Below are 21,411 nucleotides of genomic sequence, written 5' to 3'. Positions count from 1 at the left end.
CACGCATGAGCGCACCGGTAGAAGAGGAATACGAAGCGCTGCTGCAGTTCATGTACATGGCGCCGATAGGCCTTGTACAGACGCTGGCAGACGGCGAGATCACGATGATCAATCCGCTGTGCGCGCAGCTGCTGATGCCGCTCTCCCCGGACGGCCAGTTGGCCAATCTTTTCACCGCGCTGGAAGCCGTGGTGCCCGACCTGCGACAGCGGGTGCAGGATTTTCCGGACCTGCACGGCACGGTGTGCGACGCGCTGCAGGTGCCGATCGCGACCGGTCAGCCCGGCCGCAGACAGAGCCAGGTGCTGGCGCTGACATTGCTCAAGCTCGACGCCGAGCGGCTGATGGCCGTCATTTCGGACGTGACGCAGTCGGTCCGACGGGACCGGGAACTGCGCCAGAGCCAGGCCTGGATCAACACGCTGGCTATAGGCCTTACCGACTACGCCCTGGTGTCGCTCGACAACCATGGCTGTGTGCAGGACTGGAACCCGAGCATCGCCCGCATCACCGGCTTCACCGAGGACCAGGTGATCGGCCGCAGTCTGTCGATGTTCTACCCTGAAGACGCGATTTCCGAACAGCGCGTGCTCGACCGGCTGCATGAGGCCGACCGCACCGGCTGGAGCCTGGACGAGGGCTGGTGCGTGCGCGCCGATGCAGGTCGCTACTGGGGCAGCTGCCTGATCGCCCCGCTGCACGACCGCGATGATGCGCTGACGGACGAACATGCCTACAGCCTCATCATCCGCGACGTGTCAGACCGGCGCGAGGCGGCGGAAGCGTTGCTGAAGGCGGTGTCCTGCGATCACCTGACCGGCCTGTTGAACCGCCGCGCCTTCGTCGAGGCGGTCGAGCTGGAGATGCAGCGCTGGGCGCGCTTCCCGCGGCCGCTGTCGCTGGTGATGATAGACGCCGACCATTTCAAGCGCATCAACGACCAGTATGGACACGCCGCCGGCGACGCCGTACTGCGCCATCTCGCCGCCGGCATGACCGCGACCTTCCGTGCGATGGACGTGCTGGCGCGCTTCGGTGGCGAGGAATTCGTCGTGCTGCTGCCGGACACCACGCTGGAGGGTGCCGAGGTGGTTGCCCAGCGCCTGTGCCAGTTGCTCGCGTCGCAGGCGGTCGAGGTCGGCGGGCAGGCCGTGCGCTACACCATCAGCGCCGGCATTGCGACGATGGATGCCGACGTGAGCGATTTCGATGCCCTGATGCAGCGTGCCGACGAGGCGCTCTATGCCGCCAAGGCCGGCGGCCGCAACCGGGTCGAGCGCTGGCAACCGGCGCTTCAATCGGCGGCCGTCCGATGAAGCCCGACAGCGACCCTGAGGATCTGCAGCCGCCCGCTTACGAGGCGCTGATCCAGTTCCTCTACCAGGCGCCGATAGGCCTGCTGCAGATCCGGCCCGACGGCACGGTGACGATGATGAATCCTCGCTCGGCGCAGTTGCTGATGCCGCTGGCGCGGCAGGGCAATCTGGACAATCTGTTCGAGGTGCTGGACGAGGTGGCGCCCGATCTGCGCGCCATGGCCGACGCCGCCATCGAGCCGGGTGCGCTGGTGTGCGAGGGGCTGCGCATGCCGGTGCGGTCGACGGCCGGTGGCCGGCGCGTGCTCGGCATCAGTCTGCTGCGGCTCGACGCCCACACCATCATGGGCTGCGTCAATGACGTGACGCACGAGGTGGAACTGGAACAGCAGCGTCTGGCCTCGCGGATGCGCGACGCCTCGCGCACCGACAGCCTGACACTGATGCCCAACCGCTCCGCCGTGCTGGAGCGGATACAGCAGGCGCTGGCGCGCCACGACGCTGGCGGTGCGCCCACCTTTGCCGTGCTGTTCATCAACTGCGACCGTTTCAATCGCGTCAATCTGACGCTTGGGCAGGCCGGTGGCGACCGGCTGCTGCGCATGGTGGCCGAGCGGCTGAATGGCACCGTGCGTCAGCGCGACGCCGTCGGTCCGGCGCAGGAGCCGCTGCACACGACGGCCCGCCTCGGCGGTGACGAGTTCGTCGTGCTGCTCGACGGCCTGCGCGACAGCGAGGACGTGCACAGCATCGCGCAGCGGCTGATCGACACGCTGTCCCGCCCCTATCTGATCGATAGCGTCGAGGTGCACATTTCTGCCAGCATCGGCGTCGTCGCCGGCATACATGCCGCCGCCGAAGCGAACGCCCTGCTGCAGGACGCGAGCCTCGCCATGCAGGAGGCGAAGCGCGCCGGCGGCGGGCGCCACGTGCTGTTCACGCCGTCGATCAAGGACATCGCAACCCGCCGTGGCGCACTCGAACTGGAACTGCGACGGGCGCTCGAACAGGACGAACTGTTCGTCGTCTATCAGCCCATCGTCGAGCTGACCGACGGTCGCGTCGCCGGCTTCGAGGCGCTGGTCCGCTGGCAGCATCCGCAGCGCGGTCTGGTGTCGCCGGTCGAATTCATCGAGATTGCCGAGGAGTGCGGCCTGATCGGCGCGGTCGGCGAATTCGTGCTCGATTCGGCCTGCCGACAGCTGGCGGCGTGGCAGCGCCGTTTTGGCGCGCAGGCGCCCGGCATGGTGTCGGTCAACCTGTCGCGAGCACAACTGCAGGACGCCGCCATCACCGACCAGGTCGCGCGCGTGCTCGAATCGAGCGGCCTGCCGGCGCAGGCACTGCAACTGGAACTGACCGAAAGCATGGCGGCGCAGGGCGATGACATCCGCGCCCGCCTGCTCGAACTGAAAGCGCTCGGCCTCGCGCTCGCGCTGGACGATTTCGGCACCGGCTATTCCTCGCTGGCCTGTCTGGGCCAGCTGCCGATCGACACGGTCAAGATCGATCGCTCCTTCGTCGCCGACGCCGAGAGCAATCTGCACAAGCGGGTACTGATAGAAGCCACCGTGCGCGTTGCTCGCAGCCTCGGCATGAGCACGACCGCCGAAGGCATCGAGACCGAAGGTCAGGCGGCGCTGCTGGCGACGCTGGACTGCAACAAGGGCCAGGGCTATCTGTGGTCGCGCCCGCTGGCTGCGCCTGCTGCCACGCAGTGGCTCGCGGAACGCATCGGGGCCACCGACCCGATGCCGGCGGAAACCCATCCGTCCGCCGCGGCGCCCCTGCGCGCCGCCTCCGGCTTCCGCGCCTGACGACCGCCGGATCCTGCGGACCGCTGCGGCAATCCCTGTGCAGACACCCGCGTTGGCCGGAGTCGCGGATCGCGCTGACGCGGACGCGCCCGCGCACGGCAGGCGAGCGCAAATGAAAACGGGCCAGTCCTCACAGACTGACCCGTTGTATGCATGGCGCGCCCGGAGCGATAAACATGGGCACTGGAGCGAGAACATAAAGACCTCTAATTAACTGACTGAAACAACATGAAATATAAATAAATCACTCAAATGTCTCGATCTGCTTGTCGATCTTGCCTTAGAACGTGCAGATCGTTAATGAACATAACATTTGAAACAACAACTTTTAACACGGACTCCAACTGAGAAAATGTCATAAGGATAACAGCTGTTAGCGCAAGCGCCTTAAACTCCACTCTATATTCGAGATAAATCGGGGTCGAAAAAAATATAATTTTAGCCAGAATAACCATCAAGGCCGCGATCATCACAAATGCAGACGTCAAGATCGCAGCAACAATACTTTCAAGGCGCTTTGCATCAGACCGAGATTCAGAAAAATCCTTCACCACTAGTTTATCTGAGCCAGTTATCCTACTAATAGCATTGGGATATAGAAATGCAACCCATATTCCCATTATCGTAAATACCATGCCAGACACAGCAGACATCAACTCCAAGTAATCTTTGAGATCACTATAGTTATAGTCATGCTTGTACTTTATCGCGACAAAATAGACTGCAAAAGAAAAAAGCACATAAGAAATATATCGATATCTCACGACCCCACCCCAAGTGCAGTTTTCTTCTCAGCACCCATGCGGCTTGATTCATCCTTCCGCACTGCCCTCAAAATCCTATCTCGCTGCTTATTTAACTGAGAAAAAAGGTCTGATGCAGCAAAGACCGTAGATGCATCTTTGCTCAAGTTTATTTTTGAATGAAGGCGATATCTATCCGCCCACACGACGGTGCCATTCTCTGTTTGGAAGCCCACGTTATTCCATGAGTTCTTCCCGCGTTCCTCTCGAGCAAAGCTCTCAACTATCGCTTTGATTTCAGCCGCACTAGGCTTCGCCTCGGCGCGAACCTCAATCTGCCTTGTCTTTGCCTTCGGCTTAGGCGGCAAAAATGGAACACTGTCAAACAACTTCACCCAAGCGGGCCGCTCATCGACCCCTGTGCCGACTTTTATGGTGTCTCGACGAACTATGTGAGTAACCGTGGAAACAAGCTCATCCATCTCCGCGTTCCCCGTTTCCAAAGACCTTAAATGGACATCGAACCTGTAAGAGTACCTACCGGTATTTTCGGTCGAATCGGAAAATTCAAATCGCACAAACCCATTATCAGTTTCAGTTTTTGTTTTATCCGGATGATTTACCCTGTTAGTAATGGACTTTGAGACCCACTCTTGAAACAATCCTGAATCACATACAGAATGATCAACCTTTATCGATACTATGGTATTTAGCTCTGGAACTATCCAGTAGTAACAAGGACGCCCCCAAATTACCTTGCGCCCCTTGTAATTATCCTTATATTCCACTACTGAGGACATGCCTGTTGGAGCGTTCGCCTGTGCACCCCAAATTGCACCTGTGCTATCAGATTCGGACTTCCATAAAACAAAGAGGAAATCTCCTGTTTCTTCACAATGAAAAAAATCGTGACAATAACATTTTGCCATCCCGGATTTCGCGCTAACCGGATCCCATGGAATAGTAGCCTCCATTGGCCTAGTCTTCACCCAGTCATAAATCAAACTGAAGGTCTCCGATGGCTCTAAACCCTTAGCGACATCACCTCCGGTTTTGTACAAACCACATTTATTTATTCTAAAAAAATTCATATGCGCAGAGATGATCATTCACACATTCCTTGATTATTTATCTTCGCGAAGCAGCTCTCCCGTCCAAGTAACAGGGGGGGGCTATGGACACATGGATAGGATGAGCGCGTAACTATACCCGCTTTGCATCCACGTCCTTGTCACACGACTTCGCGACCGTACACCCGACGGATGTGGATGTGCGGTCGCGAAGCCTCTATGCTGATAGAAAATGTCGAGTGACATTCGCTAGCCGGCTGCTGCAGCATGGGTGTCGTTCAAACTTCATTCGAGTGACGACCATGAAGGCAAACCACCTGCACGACCTCTGGAGCAGCCCGGACAACACGCGGCTCACGCCCCGCCAGTTCTCGTTCCGTCTGCCCACGCACATCGCCGCCAAGATCGCCGCTCTGTGCGAGATGTACCCTACCAAGAACCGTACGCAGATCGTGGCCGACCTGCTGACCGCGGCGCTTGCGGATCTGGAGCGCAATCTGCCCGTCTCGCTGGGTCCGCTCACCGAAGATCAGCACATCGAGCGCCTGGCCGCCGAACAGAACGGCTACGAGTACGAGCCGGTCCATCTTGCGAACCGCCCTCGAAGCGATTTCCGCCGCCTCGCCAACCAACACTTCAAGGAAATCGAAAAGGAGCTGGGCAACGAGAACCCGGAACAGCTCTACCCGCCGCTGCTCCTGTCGCCTTCCGAGCTGCAAACGAAGTAAGGCCGCGCCGTGCAACCCACTTTCCTCCTCTTCGGGCATGACACAGTGGAGTGTGCGTATTACCTCGCGCCCTCTTCCGGTCCATGCTTGGACTACGCCAAGCTCGCCGTTGAGAAGGAAGTGATGCGTGCGTCCAAGTCGCGCGGCCCGACACCGGTCAAGCTCGGCTGAGAAGAATTCCTGCTTGCCAGTCACGGCACATGCAGCGGCTATCCCTTTCTGCTCGAAAACGATGCTTTCGTGGTTCAGTGCGGCGAGTTCAACCAGCCGAATTTCTACGTCACTTTCTGCAGCTTCGCGCTGTGGCAGTTCGGCTCGTTCAAGCTGCATGACCGCTTTCTTACCTGGGCGGCTGCGGGCGGCCTCGCACCCTACCGGCCCGAACGCCTTTCCCGTGTCGATCTGACCTTCGATTACCAGCTCGACCTCGACCTCGACCTCGACCTCGATCTCGATCTCGATCTCGACTTCGACTTCGACTTCGACTTCGACTTCGACTTCGACTTCGACTTCGACTTCGACGAAAACATCTTCGTGTCGCAGGCACAGAAGGACAACAAGCACCGGCGCAACGGCCGGGCGCAGACCTTCCGACTCGGCGAAGGGCCGCTGGTACTTCGCATGCACGACAAGTGCGCCGAGATTGACGAGAGCAGCAGCAAGGCGTGGCTCTTCGATCTGTAGGGCTGCAAGGAGAATGTCTGGCGCGTTGAATGGCAGGTGCGCAAGGAATGGCTGCGCCGCGTCGGCATTCGCACGATGTCAGAAGCGGCGTGCGACGCTTTGAAGGGGAGTGCCAACGACAGCGAGCTGCGGCGAAGAGACCATGACCAAGAGTTTTATCGACCGGACAACAACAAGGTTGTCAACCCGATAACATCGGCACTATCGTTATCGGACTGATAACAGGAGCACGCCTATGAACAGGATCGCAACGTACCTGGATGAAGCCGTCGATCTGGGCCGCGCGAAGAACGACGCTGACATTGCCGCCAAGCTGGCGGTGAGCCGCAGTGCCGTCTCGAACTGGCGGGCTGGAGTGAAAGCACCCGACGACGATCTGGCGATCGGTCTTGCCAAGTTGATCGACCGCGACCCGCGGGAGGTGATGGCGTTTTGCGCGAGCAAACGGGCAAAAACAGACGAGGCGCGCAAGGAGTGGGAGTCGATCGGCCTCGAGCTGGCGAGGGCCAAAAGTAAAACGGGCCGATCCTTGAGGATCGACCCGTTTAGTGACTGGCGCGCCCGGCGCGATTCGAACGCACGACCCCTGCCTTCGGAGGAAAAGCGACATGCTCGCGCGAGGAGACCACAATGCAGTCTATTGACTGCTCGCAGAACACTAACGACAACTCTCCGTCACACAGAACGTGCTTATGGCTCTTGGGCGGTCAAACATTAAAGCTGTACGACGCCTAATCACTTTTCTCCGGAAAGTTCAGCCGGCGTCGGGATTTTAAAGTTCCTAAACCCACCGGCTAAGAAGGCAGGCTCTGCACGTAATACGGCGAGCTGATAGAGGACGGCCAACATTCCCGCCATTACGTCAGCTGGAATACTCCCCCAATCTGCGACACCTTCGCTCTTTACGATGCGAAAAAGGGCATCTATTTTCACATTGTAAGAGGCCATTCTTGCCCCGTCGTCTTTCTTCTTAATCTGAATCGAAAAATCTAAGGAGACAGAGGCTCGAGTGGGTGCAGCAGTGTCGTCGACCGAGACAGTGAAAGAGCTCCCAACTTCCGTTGTTTGTTCAAACCTCATCGTCTGAGGCTCAAATCCAACATCCTCCCGTTCTTCTCCCTCAAATAGAGTTTCGAAACTCTCTCCTCGCAATCGGCTCTCTGTGATTCTCGCGTCTATAAAAGCCATCTTAAGCTCTTCCTGTCATACCGGTAACATTAAAAGAAATGGCCGATTTTTTTCTCAGAACAGCTGGCTGCCCCGCCGGGGCAGCGCTAGAACTGGCTGGCCCATAGGAGCCGACCAGCCGCGCATCTATCAAATCCAGCTCTGAGGCCGAGAGGAGAACCTCACTCTGCATGATCATCAAACTCTTATTCGTTACTCTAGATACAGAGTAACCACCGAACCCAGCAACCACGAACTCAGCTTCACCATCTTCCGCCACGACCTTCTGAACATAGGTTCGAGGCTCACCCGTTTCCACCCAAGAGCCGTGTAAAAACGACAAAAAAACAGCGCCAGGAGCTGGGGCCGATCCTTCTGCCAGCTCAGTTAAATCCTTAGCCGAAAAATCAGGCTCAAAAAGACTACAGAACCGAATTCTAACGGCCAGATCTGCAAGAAGTGGGACGTTATCCTTACTCTTCTCCCAGCGGGCAATTGTTTGAGAATCGCGTTCTAAGAAAGCTCCAAGTTGCGCTTGGGAAAGTCCCATTCCCTGCCTGATAAAGCGCATATCCCAGCCGCTTAAAAAGCGCTTCCGCGTGACCACCAAGCGGCGAATAATTTGCTCGAGGCCCTTCTCGTCCGCATACTCTCGAACGAGGCCCTCGGGAGTCTCTGTTTCTGAATATCCGTTCAGAAGAAACACATCGTCAAGAGAAAAATTCTTGTACTTAAGCATCTTCAAAGCCTAGCTCGGGTCTATAACGGTAATCACGACAACAGCATCTGCCGGGTTCAGTGCAGCGACCACGTCGATCTCCCGCCCTTCAATCAAAGCATGAATACGAAACACATATTGAATTGCACCTGGCCTATTCGGCACAGATGGGCTTTCGACAAAGCCCCCTCGTTGCAAGCACTGTCGAACGTCATCTCGCGTGTAACCGCGTTCGCTCATACGCTCCTCTGCATGAACGGTGTATCGCAGGTGGCACTTTGAAACGAGGGCACGTACCTCGCTGAGAACTGCGGCGTCAGATAACAGTTCCATCAACACCCATCAGAAGTATAGCCCCGCCACCCATCAACTATCAAAATGATAGGTCACATTACGGTAAAACGGCACGGCGCTTTAGCAGCAGGCTCCACGCACCCCGGACTCAAGAGGGCGTGCGTAGCCTAGAAAAGACAGGCCCCAAGTCGATCTACAGCGGCCCGTGTCTGGCTTGGCGCCAGATGGGCGTAGATCTCAGTTTGCGTGACACTAGCATGTCCGAGCAGCTCCTTCACCACATAGATTGACTCCCCCTGCATCACGAGCCAGCTTGCGAAGGTGTGGCGCAAGTCGTGAATCCTGAAGTTCTCAATACCGGCCCGCTTCAGCGCCGATGTCCAGCTGGTCTTAAAGGTTGTGATCCTGCTTCCATGCTTCCAGCCAAAGACCCACGGCGAGCCGGGGACGTGTTCGTCCTGCCATGCCTTCAAGCGAAGCAGCGTTCTAAGCGCGTCGTCGTTGAGCGTGATCGAGCGGCGGCGGCGCGTCTTGGTGTGCCTGGCTTCGAGCAGGAATCGACGCTGAGGGAAGTCGACGCGTGCCCATTCGAGGTTAAGCAGCTCGCCGCGCCGGCAACCGGTGTTGAGTGCCAGCCGGATGAATGCGGCGAGGTGAGGCCGAGGTGATGACTGCTCCGCTTCGGCGACCAGGCGCGCAGCTTCTGTGCGGGAGATCCACCGGACGCGCGGTTCTTCCGTGGCGAGGCCTAGCCTCTCGACAGGGTTCGGGAGGTCCTGCAGGTCGAACTCCAGCCGCACGAAGTTGATGGCGGCGCAGACCAGACGCAGTTCTCGGCGGACGGTGGAGATCTTCACGCCGCCGTCGAGGCGCTGCGAGATGTAGGCGCGGACGTGTGCGCGCTTGATGTCGCGCAACGGTTTTCCACCGAAGTAGGGCCGCAGGTGCTTGAGGCTGTAGTGGTCGCGCTGGGCGCTCTTGTTAAGGTGCGGCTTGACTGACAGATAGGCGCCGATGGCGTCGTCAAACGTCATGGAGGCCGGCGGCGCGACCTCTTCATAGGTGTGTTTCATGGCCCGGTCTTTCGGCCCGGCCAATTCATTCTGCATAGTCCGAAACTCCGAGTTGTGATCAAGGGCACAGGCTCGGGCAATCACGGAGAAGCGCAGGACCATGCCAGCCGTTACGGCTCGCATGGTCAATCGGAGTCATCAGCTTACAACGGCCGAGGACGGCAGCGCGAAGCGCAGCCTAAGTGCCAAACCTCGGGGCTATGCCCCGAACCCCGGCGACAGGGCACCGCGAAGGCTCTGCTGCGCCCTACGGGCTTGGCCTTCGGCTTTGCCTGCTGAACGCAGGCAAACACTCGCGCGGTGCCCTGCCGCCCTTCGGCCTTCGGCCTGCGCGCTTCGCTTGCAAACGGCGGTTTGCGGGCTTCGCCCGGAGCGGCGCGCACAGCGCGCCGTGTCTCGCCGTACCGCGCACCAGCAGCCGACATCGCCCTCCCGTTCGCTGAGTTCCTCGCCACTGCCCTACCGAAATCGGTGTGGGGACAAAAGACCGCGCTCGCGCGCTACGCGCCAGCCGCTGCGCGTCTGTCACGTTCTTTTGCAACCACAAGGAACGATGCGCGCTTCGCGCGGCTGTCCGGGCGAACCGTGGGCGAGGAACTCAGCGAACGGGAAGGCGAAACGAGCCCCTTTGACATCTGTTGCAACGGCGAGCCAGACGACAAACCGGGCTCGGAATCTAGCGCCCAGGTAGGCGTTAAACCACTGGAGGTTTTGCGATGACGACGGTAACCAACATCAAGAAGGCGACGGCCAAGAAGGCCGGTTCGAAGAAGACGGGCGCGGAGCAATCCGGCGCCGTTCGACCGCAAGGCGGTCCGGCGCTGGATTGGCTGGACGTGGCTTCAATCCAGACGCGGGACAACATCCGGAGCGACATCGATCCGGCCGGCGTTGCTGAGCTGGCCGCCGATATCGAGGTGAATGGCATCCTGCAGCCGCTGCTGGTGCGCGTGATCGACGGTGCGCCGTTCGTGATCGCCGGGCATCGACGGCTTGCGGCGGCGAAGCTGGCCGGTCTGAAGTTCGTCCCGGCCATGGTCGGCACCCTGGACGATGACGCGGCCGAACTGATGCAGTTCGCGGAGAACATCCAGCGCGAGGACATGAGCGCCCAGGACGAAGCGCGTGTCGTGTGGCGGCTGCTGGAACACCTCGGGAGCTTGACCGCCGTTGCGGAGAAGGTGAACAAGTCGCTGTCGTGGTGCTCAAAGCGCGCCGCAGTGATGAAGCCGGAGTATCCGTTTCACATCCGCAAGCTTCTGGAGGACGGCGTTACGGCTGACTTCGAGCTGCTGAACACGCTGGCGAAGATTTGCGAGCACCACCCGCACGGAACAAACCATTCATGGGCGCTTGCCGAGTCGGTGCGACGCGGAGAGATCGACCGCGCGAAGGCGCGCGATCTGTTGAAGGCGGCTCAGTCCGGGAAGCCGGATCAGCCGGAGACGAAAGCGAAGGCCCCCAGCAAGGCGCCAAAGACAGCCACGCTGGAAGAAGTTGCAGCGGCGGCGGAACGGGCGCGGATGGAGATCGCCGTGCGGCAGATGGAGGCATGGCGCGTTGTCGACGCGGCCGGCGCCGACGACATGGAGGCGGCGGCGGAATTCTGGAAGGAGCTGGAGCCGGAAGCAGTGACCTTCTGGAAAGGCTTCTTTTCAGGACTGGACCACGGCAGCAACGGAATGTCGTACCTGATCGGCTACAGCGCCGCCGTCGTGGCGAACGACGGGGACCGGGACCAGATCGTCATGAAGCTGTGGGCGATCAACTACGGGCCGGAAATCGCCTCGATGACGCCCGAAGCAATCCTTCACGCTTTCATGTGCTCATTTGGGTCGCGGGTGGTTTCGCATGCGAAAGGCATGATGCAGAATGAATGACGGCGCGTCCCTCCCAGCGTTGTTAGCCCGCCTTGAGCGGGCATTTTTTTGGGCAAAACGCGGGACCTCGACGCCGAACAAAGCCGAGGCCCCGCAAGGACTACAGGAGAGCTCCTATCGCTGCTGAGCGTACACGATCAACTTCCACCGGATCGGACCTGATCCAGGTACGTGCTGGTGATGGTTCTGCGGCGGGAAAGGGTTGCCTTGATTTGATGCGATTTCATCACCGCAGGACTCGCATCGATAGATCCCGGACAGCGGGCAAGTGTTACCCGGGCTATAAAGGGTATCGAAGGAACTATGTTGACTCTGCGCCAGATAGCTGGCGTTCTTATACAAAGCCATGGCTCTATCTCCCGCGCTCAGCGACTTTTGGGCTTCTGCGTCAGGACGCTTCCCGCGAGCGTTCGGGTCGTGGAACCCGTCCGTCCATCGGAAAGTGCTTTAGACGCCTTAGAAGCGACGGCCGGCGAAGTCGTTTTGGAAGTACCCGACTGCGCCAAAGCGCTACCGGCTAACGATCGCTGCGCCGGACTTGCAGAAGGGCTGCGCAGTACTTGGGAAGCCTTGGCGGCAACACTGTTTGAAGTTTTTTCAGTCTTAGGCATTTCTCTTACTCCGAAATATCCGCCTCACATCCAAGCGCTGCGATAGACTTTCGTTGCACTAAAAGCAGTTCGCAGCACTTAACCTCAGGCGGGTTGGTTGAATGCTTGAGGTCCCAAAAGGCCGAGCCCCACGCTCGGCCTTTTTTCGTATGTAGCGAAACCATCCTAGTGCGCTCGGGCGGGGCCCGCAAGCGCGATTTTTCAGAAAAACGCGCTATTTAGTGTTTCCACAGGCTTATCCACACTACTGGTAGAGCGTGTATATCCATACACTACGGCGCTAAGTGGGCGCCTGCGCGAACTTATCCACAGCTAAAGCGTGAATAAGCTTGTCGGCGCTAAAGGGCGGCGATTTCTCGAAGTTCGAAGACTACTAAGGCCGCGAGCGCCGCGAGATGCCCCACGTAGAAGGCCAGAAAAGCCCGTGGGGGCACGAATCGCCCAGCCCAGCCGCTCAGGCCCTTGCCGGACATCCAGAGAAGCACCATGAGGCCGACAGCACCCGCCACAGCGAACAACGGGTGAGCCGGATTGAGCGCGAGCAGTGAAACCCACCAGACGGCTACGGCGGCACGTGAGTGCGCGAATCGGTACGGGTGAAGCAGCACAACCGACGAAAGCGCGAAGGCGACGCCTGCAGCGCCGTACGTGGTGGAGAGCACGAGCGAACCGACCGCCAGCAGCAGGCCAGCAGAAACCCGGTGGGTCGTGCCGCCGTCCAGTCCCCAGCGAAGCGCCTGGGCGACTACAGCGAACAGGACAAGAATGTTCGCCCCCCACCACGGACCATTGAAGGCGAGAACGAACGCCGGCTGAGCCAGCAGGGACGCGACCCACAAGCGCGACGCCGAGCGCTGCAGGCGATCCGGCGAGAGCGTGAGGTTCTCGGCGAAGGCGACGACGAACACCGGCAACGCGGCCCGACCGACCAGCGCGGGCCAGAGGTAGGCGCCGCCGAGGAGCGCGCTATTCACGTGGTCGATCAGCATGGCCAGGCACGCGAGCACCTTGAGGCGGTCGATCTGCGCCGGGCTGGCCAGCGCCACGAATCGGAGGCAGAGCGGAACGGAGAGCAGCATCAGATGGACTCCACGTGAAGGACTAGAACGAGCTCGGTTTCGCTGTTGTCGCGAGTCTTGGCTTTGAGCCAGTCCGGGACGAATGACCAGCCGCTTGCGTCGTCACCGGTTCGGGTTTCCTGCAGGCCACCGAACACGACCAGCGACCCCGGCTCGACCTGGACGCGGGTTTCGACCGCGCGCTTTAGCAAGGTGGGCGACTGATTGACGCCGGTCGAGGTCTGGACGAAGGAGGAGCTTTCCTGCCGTACCTTCAGTTCGATGATCGAGTCGAGGACCACCGGTGACACGTCGAGGATGACGCCGGAGGCCCGGTATTCGACGGACTGGGTAACGGTGCCGTTGCCTGCCGTCGTGACTGCGCCGAGCACCGGCACATCTGCGCCGACCGTTACACGGCCGGTCGCGCCGGAGGCGACGCGGAGCTCCGGCCGGCTGAGGGACTTGAAGCGTGTGTCGCTGGACAGCGCCGCAAATGCGGCCTGAATGCCGGCGATGTTCAGCGACGCCGACCAGGCGCCGGAAACAGGCTTGCCGAGGTTTAGGCCAAGGCGGTCATTCAACAGCGACACGGCCAGGCTGACGCCAGAGGAATCCCGCTGAATGTGGCTCACCTCATACACCGCTGCGCGGATCACGACTTCAGGTGTCCGGGTATCGACCTGGGCCAGAAATTCCCGGAGCCGGCGCACGTCGGCCGGCGTGGATTGATAGACGAAGGCGTCAGTGTCGATTCGGCCAATGGCGGCGCCCATGCCTGCCGGTGGTTTCTCTGCAGCACCGCCGGCATTGGGCACGCCGCCGGGCACGGTGGCGGCGCGCTCGAAGGACCACTGACCGCGCGGGAAGAAGGGGCGCACGAGCTCGATGATGTAGCCGAACGACCGGAAGCGCGGACGGTAGAAGAAGGATTCCAGATCCTCGGATGCCTTGACGCCCTTCGCCAGCCGGACGCCGTAGCGATCACGTGTAAGCGTGTAGCCGTAGGGCTGGACGACGGCTTGAAGCCAGTCGAAGGCGTTCGCCGTGGTGACGGCCGATGTCTTGATGGTGATGGGCGCGTCGTCCTTGAGCACGTCCGCGTCCAGGACGTAACCGACCTGCAGGACGTCGCCGAGGACGATCCGGGCAAGCGGTGCAATCCGGATTTCGTCGAACTGAAGCGTCACAGATTCTGCGGCGAAGATTGGCGCGGACCACACGAGCAGCGCGAACAGCAGCGCGCGGATCATTTCGACAGCCCCCCGAACAGACCACCGCCGCCCGTCCGACCTCCCTGCCACGGCGTGAGGGTCTGGCCCTCGAACTGAATGTTCGACGTGTGCGAATTGACCATGAAGGACTCCGGGTTCTCTTGATAGCGGTAGCGGCCGGTGTCGGTCTCGATGACGAACACCATGCGTTCGCCGATGCGAACAAAGCCGACGTTGCGAGCCGAGGCCGAGGGCTTGGCCGGTGGGGGCGTGGTCTGAACCATGGCTGCGGCGATAGGGGCAGGCGCAGAAGGCGTCGCGGCTGCAGGCTCATCCACGACCGGGCCGCTAACGCGGTCAGGGTTGAAGAAGCGCAGCACCCACCAGCCGGCGCCGATCACGACGAGCAGGGCGACGCCGAGCTTCAAACGAAGGCCCGCGCCGGAGAACATGTTCTGCCGGCTATCAACGCCGACTTCCTTGGCCTTCTTGCCGCTGTAGCTCGAATAGAGCTCGAAGACCTCGGGCTTGTAGAAATAGCGGTGGGTGCTGATGCGTCGTGTTCGGTGGAGCTTGGCGCCCTGATACAGATCGACGATGTAGGCCGTTGTGATGCCGATTTCCTTCGGCTTGTAGCAGAGCGTCGTCATCTCGACGACGCTGCGGACGCTGCGCGCAAGATCGCTGATGTCCTGGGTGATCAGGATCAGATCGCAGGTAACGCCGGTATCCGGGTGAGTGAAGTGACGGTGCTCGCGCAGGAAGGCCATGTCGGTGGGCTTCACGCTCTTCGTGTCGCCCCAGATCGCCCATGCCTCATCGAGCACGACCAGGTCACCCGGCATCACGAGGGATTCGAAGCTCGGGTCGTAGTGACCTTCGTCGTCCAGGCGCGGGAAGAAGTCGTCGGCGCGAATCTGCTTTCTCGTCACCGAAACGATGACGCCGGCCTTCGGGGCCTGCACCCCCGCTTCTCCCGAAGCGGGGTCCCCCGCAGGCGCCTCGTCCGGCGACACATACGCCACGATCTTTTCGTAATCGAGGCCGGCGACGTTGGTGACGACGCGCCGGCCTTGCTTGATGGCGGGGCAGATCGCATGCAGGACGGTTTCGTATGTCTTGCCGTGGCCCTGCAGGCCGGTCGCTACCTTGATCGCCATCAGCCGATCACCGGTAGGCGCCGAATCACGAAGCGGGCAACGTATGCGGCAAGAATGATCGGAAGACCTGTCCCCAGCTGGAACAGGTCGATCCAGTACCAGACGCCGGCCGGCAGCGAGGCGAAAGCAGAGGTGAAGGCCGACGAGGACACCCAGGGCGCGACGCGGGCCATAGCCATCGGCATGAGAACGGACAGAACGGCGATCAGGGCGGCAAACACGCCGAACTTGATCACGACGTGCTGCAGAAGGAAGGCAATGACAGGCTGAAAGATTCCGAGCATGGATCAGGCCTCCATGACGATGAAGAACCCGGCGAGCAACCAGACGATGGCCATTACGGCGGCGAGGGGTTCGCGAAGGTGGTCTTCGATCAGCGCGCAGTGCTGGTCCATATGGACGTGCAGATCGGTCCCGCCGATCACTTGGGCGTAGTCGAGGACAGGGCACGTCGAGGCGTGTGCAGGGAAGCGCCACGCCACGATAGATGTGAAGGTGTCGCCCCAGCCAAGGGCCTGATTCAGATCGGCGGTGTTGTCCGCAGGCGTTGGCGCGGCGACGGTCTGCGTAAGCGCATTTTTGATGGCGGTCGAACTGGTGTCGATGCTCTGCAGTGTCGGCTGGCGCGCGTAGTCGTCGGGAAACTGGACGGTGACCGATTGTGAGCCGGTCGATGGATTGGCCTCGGGATAGGTTTCGTAGAAGCTGCTTACGTTCGCGCTGTTGGTGACTGTTTGGGAGGCCTGTGACGGCTGAAGGGAGGTGTTGAGCGTCACGCTGCGATGCATGACCTTGTCCGACTCGATCTGCGTCAGGGCATTTATCTGCACCTGCTTTGCTGCGTCGAGAGACACGTCGACGCGAACGTCTTGACCGAGTGAGTTATGGCCGCGGATCGCTATCCGCGATGCTGCCGGGCTGGCGAGCTCGGCGGGGCTCCAATCCGGGTCCAACGCGTCGGGCGCCCACTTGTCATTTGCAAAGACGAAGCGCTTCGTGCCGTCTGGCGGCTCGACAAGCTTAGGGACCAACTTCGTGTTGCTGACGAATCCATCCGAGAACGACGGATTCGATGTGTGCTTCTGCTCATAGACAACTTCGGCCTGATTGAACAGGTACGTCGTGCCGCCGTACGTGACGTTTGAATACAGATCCTCTCGGACGCGCAGGCGAAAGTTTCGATACGAGAACGACGCGCACGGCCCGGCGGTGACGCACGACTCTTTCCAGGCGGCGAATGCCGAAACGATCTGATCGCCTGTCATCGCTGTATCCGCCTTGAAATAGACCAGGGCCCCACCGGGGCCTGCATAGCTGTCGGCACTTGTGGTGAATGGGCCGAAGCGAACGGACGACGACAGGGGCGACTGCGTACCCGTGCCCATACCCGATAGGGGCGGCTTCGGAATGCTGACATTGGGCTTCAGCGGGACTTGATACTTCTCGTCGCCGGTGCTTCCGGACAGCACGCCGAGGCCAAGGAAGGCAATGATGTTTGCTGCGGTGCCCGAACCGCTGGAGCCGCCGACCGTTGCCGCCGTGGCCCATGTCGCATCGTTCGCCGCAGTGCCCAGTGTGATTACGGCTTCCTTTCCGGCTTGGCGAAGCACGACGCCGCCGAGTGCAACGGCCGCTTCCTCGATCAAGATCAACGCTGCCGGAAGCGCGGCGAACGCGGAGGCGCCGACGACAAGTGCTATGAGGAAAACGACGGCGCGCTTCATGTCCGCATCCCGATCAGAACAGCCCATGCCATGGAAATGCCTGTCAGGAAGCCGGCTGCATTCCAGAAGTCATACAAGCTCCACGCGATCACGATTCACCCCCTGAAAAGAGAATGGGGGCCGAAGCCCCCGGTTACTGCCGAATTAGCCGCCCTTGGCCTTGCTGATACGGGCCAGCACGATGTCAGCGGCGGTCGTGAGCACGCGGAAGGCGATGATGGCGGCGGAGCCGACCAGCACGGCAGCCGTGGCGTCCGCCCACGAGATGCCGGACGCCAGCGCCTGGGCGGTGGTCGGGGTGGTGGTGGCAAACGCAGCGACCGGAGCGGTCAGGGCGACGACGGCACCGAACTTGCGGGCGAGCGTGTGACGGTTCTTGAACATGGTTGCTTCTCCTGAAGATCCCGGAAGACGCCGGGCCGTTATCGGCGATGGCCGAATTCATGAGCCTTTGGCCTTTCGGACCAGGCGAATCAGTTCGCCGAAGGGCTGGGCAAAGAGGTAGGCCGCGAACGTGAAGCCGAAGCCGAGCGAACAGAACGCGGAGACTTCGGCCCAGTTGGGCGGAATGTTCGGGACGCCTTGAATCTGTATCTGCTGGATGGAGCAGGTCGCGAGGACGCCGGCATCGGCGCCCCACTGCGGAACGGGCGAGGAAACCTGATTGCCTGCGACGGTCGCGGGAAAGGACGCCGTGACGGTCGCGCACTGGGCAACGGGGAGAACGGTCAGCGCGTCGCCGGTGAGGACGTACGCCTTACCAGTGCTGGCGACATGGCCGACGAGACGTGAGCCGGCCTGATAGCAGGCGCCGCCGGTGCGGACGCACTCGACGGCGACGGCTTCAGCCAGCGTCGCGAAGCATTGGCCGTTGGCGGCGTATGGCATCAGGCAGCGACCTTGCAATCGGCCCACGAACGGACCGGGTCATCGATCACGACGACATGGCGGCGAAACGGGACGATTTCGGCGGTGGAGATGTCCATGTCACCGAGGCCGGCATCGCGCAGCAACTTGACGTGACGGAACCACGTCGCGCGCGGCATGGATTCCTTAGCCTGCTGCAGACCAACGGACTTGATGACGGACCACGTCCGGAATGCGGCGAGCGCTTGACCTTCGGAGATCGGCACGAGGTGGCCGGTTTTCGCATGCGAAACTTGGAGCGCCTGCAGGCGCGGAAGAACGTCGCTCATGTCTTTCACCTCTACTTCGCCGAACATCCGGCCGAAAAAATCTGTATGGAATTTCCGTAGGTCTTCGATGGACAGGTCGAACCAGTGCCGGCCGGCTTTTTCAAAATCGCGGAAGAACTGAGCGCCGCGCGTGTGCTCCAGGCGGAGCATTCGGTCGGCGATTTCGAGTTGTGCGTCGCTGATCGCGACTGAGGTTTTGCGCATCAGGGCGCGCAGCTGCGGCCCCTTGTGATAGGCCTTGCCCTTCGAGCGGACTGACTTGGGATTCCAATAGACCGAGTCGCCGCCCGACTTCGGGCTCGACGCGCGGCGATGGCCGCCATCGGTCTGCAGCAGGACGCGAAGCGCGTGCTTCACCGCGTCGGCGGTCGGCAGCAGGTAGTTTTCGGTGATGTCGATGCGGCGGACGGTCCATGCTCGGACCATCGGAAGAGCGGCGCGGAGTGCCTTGCTGGCGTGCTCGATGATCACGCGGGCGCAATGCACGATGTCATCCGAGCCGAAGACGTTGCAGCCGTGTTCCAGGCTGGCGGGGCTGGCCCCGATGGCCAGCCACGTCTGAACGCCGTCGCTGTGGGTCATCCAGCAGATTCCGGGCGTGTCGCTGCGCAAGCTGTCGAAATCGACAACGGCCTTACGCCACATCTCGACGCCCTCCGGGTCGAAGCAATGAACGGTGTTCATCGATTCGCGAAGGCGCTTCGACAGTTCCGGACCGAGGCCGGAAACGTCGAGCGGAATCCGCAGGGTGAGCCAGTCAATCACTCGCCGGACTCCCCTTGAGTCTCACCCATGAGACTAAAGTAGGGTGTTACATACGACCCTACGACTTCCGAGGCCCCCGCCGAGCACTCAGCCGGGGGCACGCACGGACCGCCGAGCGAGACAGGCGGGACCGCCTTCAGCTCGACTTCGCACCCGCTCGACCGATAGAACCGCGACAGCACCGCGGCCGACTCGGGCGAAAAAAATCCGACGAAGCCGAAAGGCTCCGTCGGATGCTTCTGGACGTGCAGCGCGATCACGCTCAGTCCTCGATGTGGAACAGGCGGTTATCAGCGGTTGCGATGTTGCGGATTTCTCCCGTGTCCGGGTCGGTCGCCTTGTACGTGCGGCGGTAGCCCTGCAGGCGGCATTTCACTTCGATCATTTCATCGACCTGGCCGAGCGGCTTGGCGCTGGTGATCTCGACCGTCGACGGGCTGGAGTACTCGTCCGGCGCCGGCATGGTCAGAAGGGTCAGGACACGATTGCCGGCTTTGCGGCGCTGGGACACTTTCCCGTGGATGGTTACGACGCCGTACGGAATAGCGGGCTTGGTCGATTTGACCGGGAGGGCTGCGGGTTCAGACATGACGATGTACTCCGAAAAGTCCCAAATCGGGACGCGACGGAGCCTAGTCCGGATTTGGGACGTCCGTCAAGTCCCGAATCCGGACTAGAATTGACGAACCAACCGAGAGGACGAGCCATGGATATCACGAAGGTATTAGACGCAGCGAAAGAAAAGCTTGGTATTTCAAGCGACTACGCGCTGGCGAACATGCTTTCGCTGAACAAGCAAAGAATTTCCGATTACCGCAAGGGTGATCGCGTGCCGGACGCTTACGCGTGCGCACGGTTGGCTGAAGTGCTTGAGATCGATCCGTTCGCGCTGCTGATCGAAGTGGAAGCCGACGCCGAGAAGAATCCGGTCCGTCGTGCGTTCTGGGAGGGGAAAAGGAAAACGGGCCAGTCCGCGAAGACTGACCCGTTGAATGCGTGGCGCGCCCGGCGCGATTCGAACGCACGACCCCTGCCTTCGGAGGGCAGTACTCTATCCAGCTGAGCTACGGGCGCATTGCGGACGGTGAAACAGCCCGCAGGCGGCGAAGGATAGCCGCTTTGCGCCTGCGCGTCCATGTGGGTGGTAGGTCCGGGACGCAGGCGGCGCCGGCTGCCGCTATAATGGCGCGTTCTGTTTTTCCAACCCTATCCAGGTCATCAGAGGAAGGCACCATGTCGGACGCGCACGAAGAGCACGAAACTCTCATCAAGACGCCGCAACAGCTGATCGCGGTGGTCGTACTGTCATTTGTGGTGTTTGTCGGTCTGGGCGTGCTGGTGGCCCAGTACGTGTCGTCCGGTTACAAGGGCGCCAGCAATCCCGATCCGGAAGTGGTGTCGCGTGCGATCCAGCCGGTTGCGCAACTCGCTCTGGGCGAGCCGGAAGCCAAGGGCCCGAAGACGGGCGAGCAGATCTACAAGGGCGCCTGTGCCGCCTGTCACGACGCCGGTATGGCCGGCGCGCCGAAGCTGGGCGACAGCGCTGCCTGGTCCAGCCGTATTGCCACCGGTCTCGATGCACTGGTGAAGTCGGCGATCAACGGCAAGGGCGCGATGCCGGCCAAGGGCGGTAACGCCTCGCTGAGCGACGACGAAATCACCCGCGCCGTGGCCTACATGGGCAACAAGTCGGGCGCCAGCTTCGCCGAACCGAAGGTCGCCGACGCGGCCGAAGCGCCGGCTGCCGATGCAGCCGCGGCGCCGGTCGAAGCCGCGGCCATTGCGGCGCCGGCTTACGAAGAGAAGAAGTAAGCGCAGTACCGCTGCAAGGAAGAAGCCCGCCGATCGGCGGGCTTTTTTTCGTCCATCGCGGGCGACGTGAGTGCGCAACGCCCGCTTGCGGCTGCCGTTCGACACATGAGTTCGTCGGCAGCGGCGTGGATCGACGCCGGCGGACTGCAGCGGCCGCGTCGCGGTCAGAAGACCGCTCCCACAGGGGTGGTGCGCCCTATCCAAGACCTGAGCTCGGGACGGGGTTCTGTGGGAGAGGCCTTCTGACCCGGGCAGCGGCGTGGATCGAAGCCGGCGGACTGCTGCGGCCGTGTCGCGGTCAGAAGACCGCTCCTTGTATTGTCTTTACCTCCCGAGGGGCACCTCGGGACGAGCAGGTGGATGCCGCGTCGCTCCTTGGGC

At 61.0% G+C, this 21,411-nt stretch carries 22 protein-coding genes and 1 tRNA gene; 7 read left to right on the top strand and 16 right to left on the bottom strand.

All coding sequences use genetic code 11. From position 1 onward, the window contains the following. Positions 1-5 precede the first annotated feature (5 nt). The gene (locus tag WJU27_RS15860) at positions 6-1,316 is read left to right on the top strand and encodes a sensor domain-containing diguanylate cyclase (RefSeq protein WP_020162987.1); all 1,311 of its coding nucleotides are present in this window, start codon (positions 6-8) and stop codon (positions 1,314-1,316) included. After that, complete coding sequence (locus WJU27_RS15855) at positions 1,313-3,133, top strand: putative bifunctional diguanylate cyclase/phosphodiesterase (protein ID WP_341422703.1); 1,821 nt, start codon at positions 1,313-1,315, stop codon at positions 3,131-3,133. Before WJU27_RS15860 ends, WJU27_RS15855 begins: the two co-directional genes overlap by 4 nt. 248 nt (positions 3,134-3,381) lie before the next feature. On the opposite strand, the gene WJU27_RS15850 is transcribed toward WJU27_RS15855, so the two are convergent. Beyond that, positions 3,382-3,786, bottom strand: coding sequence for a hypothetical protein (locus tag WJU27_RS15850; protein ID WP_341422702.1), 405 nt, complete (start codon positions 3,784-3,786; stop codon positions 3,382-3,384). A 107-nt stretch (positions 3,787-3,893) separates the two neighbouring features. Then, the gene (locus WJU27_RS15845; protein WP_341422701.1) at positions 3,894-4,985 is read right to left on the bottom strand and encodes a hypothetical protein; all 1,092 of its coding nucleotides are present in this window, start codon (positions 4,983-4,985) and stop codon (positions 3,894-3,896) included. A gap of 263 nt (positions 4,986-5,248) precedes the next feature. Between WJU27_RS15845 and WJU27_RS15840 the strand changes: the two genes are divergently transcribed. The 3 genes from WJU27_RS15840 (at position 5,249) to WJU27_RS15830 (ending at position 7,076) form a co-directional block, all read left to right on the top strand. Then, positions 5,249-5,674, top strand: a complete 426-nt coding sequence (locus WJU27_RS15840) for a hypothetical protein (protein WP_341422700.1) — start codon at positions 5,249-5,251, stop codon at positions 5,672-5,674. 240 nt (positions 5,675-5,914) lie between these two features. Further along, positions 5,915-6,358: a hypothetical protein gene (locus WJU27_RS15835; protein ID WP_341422699.1), complete on the top strand. Its 444-nt coding sequence runs from the start codon at positions 5,915-5,917 to the stop codon at positions 6,356-6,358. A gap of 235 nt (positions 6,359-6,593) precedes the next feature. After that, the gene (locus tag WJU27_RS15830) at positions 6,594-7,076 is read left to right on the top strand and encodes a hypothetical protein (RefSeq protein WP_341422698.1); all 483 of its coding nucleotides are present in this window, start codon (positions 6,594-6,596) and stop codon (positions 7,074-7,076) included. Positions 7,077-7,093: 17 nt separating this feature from the next. On the opposite strand, the gene WJU27_RS15825 is transcribed toward WJU27_RS15830, so the two are convergent. The 4 genes from WJU27_RS15825 to WJU27_RS15815 all read right to left on the bottom strand — a co-directional run bounded on the left by WJU27_RS15825 (position 7,094) and on the right by WJU27_RS15815 (position 9,646). After that, complete coding sequence (locus WJU27_RS15825) at positions 7,094-7,546, bottom strand: hypothetical protein (RefSeq protein ID WP_341422697.1); 453 nt, start codon at positions 7,544-7,546, stop codon at positions 7,094-7,096. 1 nt (position 7,547) lies between these two features. After that, a complete protein-coding gene (locus WJU27_RS15820) occupies positions 7,548-8,264 on the bottom strand; it encodes a helix-turn-helix domain-containing protein (RefSeq protein WP_341422696.1) in 717 nt (238 codons plus the stop codon). 9 nt (positions 8,265-8,273) lie between these two features. Next, positions 8,274-8,576 carry a DUF4258 domain-containing protein gene (locus WJU27_RS21040; RefSeq protein ID WP_445928442.1) on the bottom strand — a complete coding sequence of 101 codons (303 nt, stop codon included), beginning with the start codon at positions 8,574-8,576 and terminating at the stop codon, positions 8,274-8,276. 128 nt (positions 8,577-8,704) lie between these two features. Further along, complete coding sequence (locus tag WJU27_RS15815) at positions 8,705-9,646, bottom strand: tyrosine-type recombinase/integrase (RefSeq protein WP_341422695.1); 942 nt, start codon at positions 9,644-9,646, stop codon at positions 8,705-8,707. Between the two features lie 680 nt (positions 9,647-10,326). Here WJU27_RS15815 and WJU27_RS15810 point away from each other — a divergent pair. Continuing rightward, on the top strand, positions 10,327-11,490 hold the full coding sequence (locus WJU27_RS15810) for a ParB/RepB/Spo0J family partition protein (protein WP_341422694.1): 1,164 nt from the start codon (positions 10,327-10,329) through the stop codon (positions 11,488-11,490). Between the two features lie 949 nt (positions 11,491-12,439). Here WJU27_RS15810 and WJU27_RS15805 read toward each other — a convergent pair. The 10 genes from WJU27_RS15805 to WJU27_RS15760 form a co-directional block, all read right to left on the bottom strand. After that, the gene (locus WJU27_RS15805) at positions 12,440-13,180 is read right to left on the bottom strand and encodes a TraX family protein (protein WP_341422693.1); all 741 of its coding nucleotides are present in this window, start codon (positions 13,178-13,180) and stop codon (positions 12,440-12,442) included. Continuing rightward, positions 13,180-14,412: a type II secretion system protein GspD gene (locus WJU27_RS15800; RefSeq protein ID WP_341422692.1), complete on the bottom strand. Its 1,233-nt coding sequence runs from the start codon at positions 14,410-14,412 to the stop codon at positions 13,180-13,182. Before WJU27_RS15800 ends, WJU27_RS15805 begins: the two co-directional genes overlap by 1 nt. Beyond that, on the bottom strand, positions 14,409-15,533 hold the full coding sequence (locus WJU27_RS15795; RefSeq protein ID WP_341422691.1) for a zonular occludens toxin domain-containing protein: 1,125 nt from the start codon (positions 15,531-15,533) through the stop codon (positions 14,409-14,411). The genes WJU27_RS15800 and WJU27_RS15795 overlap by 4 nt, the downstream gene beginning before the upstream one ends. Next, positions 15,533-15,817 (bottom strand): DUF2523 family protein, encoded by a 285-nt coding sequence (locus tag WJU27_RS15790; protein WP_341422690.1) that lies wholly within the window; start codon positions 15,815-15,817, stop codon positions 15,533-15,535. Before WJU27_RS15790 ends, WJU27_RS15795 begins: the two co-directional genes overlap by 1 nt. Before the next feature lie 3 nt (positions 15,818-15,820). Further along, positions 15,821-17,257 (bottom strand): hypothetical protein, encoded by a 1,437-nt coding sequence (locus WJU27_RS15785; RefSeq protein ID WP_341422689.1) that lies wholly within the window; start codon positions 17,255-17,257, stop codon positions 15,821-15,823. 144 nt (positions 17,258-17,401) lie between these two features. Beyond that, positions 17,402-17,641 (bottom strand): hypothetical protein, encoded by a 240-nt coding sequence (locus WJU27_RS15780; protein ID WP_341422688.1) that lies wholly within the window; start codon positions 17,639-17,641, stop codon positions 17,402-17,404. Positions 17,642-17,698: 57 nt separating this feature from the next. After that, the gene (locus WJU27_RS15775) at positions 17,699-18,145 is read right to left on the bottom strand and encodes a hypothetical protein (RefSeq protein WP_341422687.1); all 447 of its coding nucleotides are present in this window, start codon (positions 18,143-18,145) and stop codon (positions 17,699-17,701) included. Continuing rightward, positions 18,145-19,218 carry a phage/plasmid replication protein, II/X family gene (locus WJU27_RS15770; protein ID WP_341422686.1) on the bottom strand — a complete coding sequence of 358 codons (1,074 nt, stop codon included), beginning with the start codon at positions 19,216-19,218 and terminating at the stop codon, positions 18,145-18,147. Before WJU27_RS15770 ends, WJU27_RS15775 begins: the two co-directional genes overlap by 1 nt. Before the next feature lie 262 nt (positions 19,219-19,480). Then, complete coding sequence (locus tag WJU27_RS15765) at positions 19,481-19,807, bottom strand: hypothetical protein (protein WP_341422685.1); 327 nt, start codon at positions 19,805-19,807, stop codon at positions 19,481-19,483. A 408-nt stretch (positions 19,808-20,215) separates the two neighbouring features. Beyond that, positions 20,216-20,292 (bottom strand) — tRNA-Arg (locus WJU27_RS15760). Positions 20,293-20,451: 159 nt separating this feature from the next. On the opposite strand from WJU27_RS15760, the gene WJU27_RS15755 reads away from it, so the two are divergent. Further along, positions 20,452-21,030, top strand: coding sequence for a c-type cytochrome (locus WJU27_RS15755; RefSeq protein WP_296807839.1), 579 nt, complete (start codon positions 20,452-20,454; stop codon positions 21,028-21,030). Positions 21,031-21,411 lie beyond the last annotated feature (381 nt).

Origin of the sequence: Methyloversatilis sp. NSM2 (assembly GCF_038066675.1) — a bacterium.
Lineage (GTDB): Bacteria > Pseudomonadota > Gammaproteobacteria > Burkholderiales > Rhodocyclaceae > Methyloversatilis > Methyloversatilis discipulorum_A.
This window is presented reverse-complemented; position numbering and strand designations above follow the sequence as displayed.

What these genes read in the sequence shown, in the direction of transcription:
- WJU27_RS15860 (WP_020162987.1), top strand. Translation starts at nt 6, where the DNA reads ATGAGCGCACCGGTAGAAGAGGAATACGAAGCGCTGCTGCAGTTCATG.
- WJU27_RS15855 (WP_341422703.1), top strand. Translation starts at nt 1,313, where the DNA reads ATGAAGCCCGACAGCGACCCTGAGGATCTGCAGCCGCCCGCTTACGAG.
- WJU27_RS15850 (WP_341422702.1), bottom strand. Translation starts at nt 3,786, where the DNA reads ATGTCTGCTGTGTCTGGCATGGTATTTACGATAATGGGAATATGGGTT.
- WJU27_RS15845 (WP_341422701.1), bottom strand. Translation starts at nt 4,985, where the DNA reads ATGATCATCTCTGCGCATATGAATTTTTTTAGAATAAATAAATGTGGT.
- WJU27_RS15840 (WP_341422700.1), top strand. Translation starts at nt 5,249, where the DNA reads ATGAAGGCAAACCACCTGCACGACCTCTGGAGCAGCCCGGACAACACG.
- WJU27_RS15830 (WP_341422698.1), top strand. Translation starts at nt 6,594, where the DNA reads ATGAACAGGATCGCAACGTACCTGGATGAAGCCGTCGATCTGGGCCGC.
- WJU27_RS15825 (WP_341422697.1), bottom strand. Translation starts at nt 7,546, where the DNA reads ATGGCTTTTATAGACGCGAGAATCACAGAGAGCCGATTGCGAGGAGAG.
- WJU27_RS15820 (WP_341422696.1), bottom strand. Translation starts at nt 8,264, where the DNA reads ATGCTTAAGTACAAGAATTTTTCTCTTGACGATGTGTTTCTTCTGAAC.
- WJU27_RS21040 (WP_445928442.1), bottom strand. Translation starts at nt 8,576, where the DNA reads ATGGAACTGTTATCTGACGCCGCAGTTCTCAGCGAGGTACGTGCCCTC.
- WJU27_RS15815 (WP_341422695.1), bottom strand. Translation starts at nt 9,646, where the DNA reads ATGCAGAATGAATTGGCCGGGCCGAAAGACCGGGCCATGAAACACACC.
- WJU27_RS15810 (WP_341422694.1), top strand. Translation starts at nt 10,327, where the DNA reads ATGACGACGGTAACCAACATCAAGAAGGCGACGGCCAAGAAGGCCGGT.
- WJU27_RS15805 (WP_341422693.1), bottom strand. Translation starts at nt 13,180, where the DNA reads ATGCTGCTCTCCGTTCCGCTCTGCCTCCGATTCGTGGCGCTGGCCAGC.
- WJU27_RS15800 (WP_341422692.1), bottom strand. Translation starts at nt 14,412, where the DNA reads ATGATCCGCGCGCTGCTGTTCGCGCTGCTCGTGTGGTCCGCGCCAATC.
- WJU27_RS15795 (WP_341422691.1), bottom strand. Translation starts at nt 15,533, where the DNA reads ATGGCGATCAAGGTAGCGACCGGCCTGCAGGGCCACGGCAAGACATAC.
- WJU27_RS15790 (WP_341422690.1), bottom strand. Translation starts at nt 15,817, where the DNA reads ATGCTCGGAATCTTTCAGCCTGTCATTGCCTTCCTTCTGCAGCACGTC.
- WJU27_RS15785 (WP_341422689.1), bottom strand. Translation starts at nt 17,257, where the DNA reads ATGAAGCGCGCCGTCGTTTTCCTCATAGCACTTGTCGTCGGCGCCTCC.
- WJU27_RS15780 (WP_341422688.1), bottom strand. Translation starts at nt 17,641, where the DNA reads ATGTTCAAGAACCGTCACACGCTCGCCCGCAAGTTCGGTGCCGTCGTC.
- WJU27_RS15775 (WP_341422687.1), bottom strand. Translation starts at nt 18,145, where the DNA reads ATGCCATACGCCGCCAACGGCCAATGCTTCGCGACGCTGGCTGAAGCC.
- WJU27_RS15765 (WP_341422685.1), bottom strand. Translation starts at nt 19,807, where the DNA reads ATGTCTGAACCCGCAGCCCTCCCGGTCAAATCGACCAAGCCCGCTATT.
- WJU27_RS15755 (WP_296807839.1), top strand. Translation starts at nt 20,452, where the DNA reads ATGTCGGACGCGCACGAAGAGCACGAAACTCTCATCAAGACGCCGCAA.